This is a genomic window from Arenimonas sp. (assembly GCF_019459675.1).
Lineage (GTDB): Bacteria > Pseudomonadota > Gammaproteobacteria > Xanthomonadales > Xanthomonadaceae > Arenimonas.
Genome location: NZ_JAIBFH010000437.1, coordinates 1 through 1,847 on the forward strand (window position 1 = coordinate 1; position 1,847 = coordinate 1,847).

General features: G+C 68.2%; 2 protein-coding genes. Both read left to right on the plus strand.

The features are described from left to right. The first annotated feature begins 106 nt into the window (after positions 1-106). Positions 107-1,504 carry a ribosome biogenesis GTPase Der gene (gene der / locus K0M70_RS14520; protein ID WP_290783149.1) on the plus strand — a complete coding sequence of 466 codons (1,398 nt, stop codon included), beginning with the start codon at positions 107-109 and terminating at the stop codon, positions 1,502-1,504. Further along, the coding region (locus K0M70_RS14525) for an NTP transferase domain-containing protein (RefSeq protein ID WP_290783151.1) at positions 1,501-1,847 on the plus strand (347 nt) is incomplete at its 3' end. The genes der and K0M70_RS14525, both read left to right, overlap by 4 nt.

Consider the following 1,847-nt stretch of genomic DNA (forward strand, 5'->3'; position numbering starts at 1 on the left):
GGCCCCCGGCCCCCCCCGGGGGGGGGGGCGGTCGCCCCCCCGGCCCCGGCGGGCCGGTTCGCGCTTCCAGCGCGGGAAACACCCACCATCATCGGGAGAGATCCACGTGTTGCCATTGGTCGCTCTCGTAGGCCGGCCGAATGTCGGCAAGTCCACGATTTTCAACGCGCTCACGCGCAGCCGCGACGCCCTCGTCCACGACGAGCCGGGCGTCACCCGCGATCGCCACTACGGCATCTGCCGTCGCGACGAGGACCATCCGTTCGCCCTGTGCGACACGGGCGGCCTGTCGGGCGACGAAGAGGGCCTGGCTGGCGCCACCGCGCGCCAGGCGCGTTCGGCCGTGGAAGAAGCCGACCTGGTCCTGTTCGTGGTGGACGGCCGCGAAGGGCCGTCGGCGCTGGACCAGAACATCCTCAACTGGCTGCGCAAGAGCGGCAAGCGCTTCTTCCTGGTCATCAACAAGACCGACGGGCTGGACGAGGACGCGGTGGTGAACGAGTTCGCGAGCTTCGGCGTCGAGCGCATCATCCCGATCTCGGCGGCGCACCAGCGCGGCATCCCGGACCTGCTGGAAGAAATCATTCCCGAGCTGCCGGCCGAGCGCGACGTCGAGATCCTTCCCGACGAGCCCGGCCGCATCCGCATCGCCTTCCTCGGCCGCCCCAACGTCGGCAAGTCGACGCTGGTGAACCGCCTGCTGGGCGAGGAGCGCATGATCGCCTCCGACGTGCCCGGCACCACCCGCGATTCGATTGCGGTGGACATGGAACGGGACGGCAAGCAGTACCGCCTGATCGACACCGCCGGCCTGCGCCGTCGCGCCAAGGTCGAAGAGGCGGTGGAGAAGTTCAGCGTCTTCAAGACCCTGCAGGCCATCGAGAATGCCCAGGTGGTGGTGGTGATGCTCGACGCCGGTGAAGGCGTGACCGAGCAGGACGCCACCGTGCTGGGCTACGTGCTCGACTCGGGCCGCGCCCTGGTGATCGCGGTCAACAAGTGGGACGACCAGGACAAGTACACGCGCGAACAGGCGCTGTCGATGCTCGAGCGCAAGCTGTCGTTTTGCGAATGGGCCGAGCGGATGACCATCTCGGCCAAGAACGGCACGGGCCTGAAGGAACTGTTCAAGGCCATCCATCGCGCGCACGCCTCGGCAACGCACCAGTTCAGCACCGCCGAAACCACCAAGGCGCTGCAGGTTGCGGTGGAAAGCTTCCCGCCGCCCGTGGTTCGCGGGCACGTGGCCAAGATGAAGTTCGCCCATCCGGGCGGCGCCAATCCGCCCACCTTCATCGTGCACGGCAACCGCCTGACGTCGTTGACCGACAGCTATCGCCGCTACCTCGAGAACTTCTTCCGAAAGCGCTTCAAGCTGGTGGGCACGCCGGTGAAGTTCGTGTTCCGCGAAGGCGAGAACCCGTATGAAGGCAAGAAAAACGTGCTGACCGAGCGCCAGGTGAAAGCCAAGCGGCGCCTGATGAAGCACGTCAAGGGCAAGTGATACCGCGCACGGCCATAACCCTGGGCGTGCTGGCGGGTGGTCGTGGCCAGCGGCTGGGCGGGCGCGACAAGGCCTGGGTGATGCACCACGGCAAGACCCTGCTGCAGCACACGCTGTCGGCTTTTCCCGGCGGCTATGCCGAGCGCCTGGTCAGCACCCGCGCAGACGACGCGCGCTTCACGAAAATGGGCCTGCGCGCCGTGCTGGACCAGCGCCCGGATTTCGCCGGCCCGCTGGCGGCGCTCGAAGCCCTGTGCGCGGCCTGCACCACGCCCTGGCTGCTCACCGTCCCGGTGGACGTGCAGCGCATCCCCGACGACCTGGCCGAGGCACTGCGCAGCGC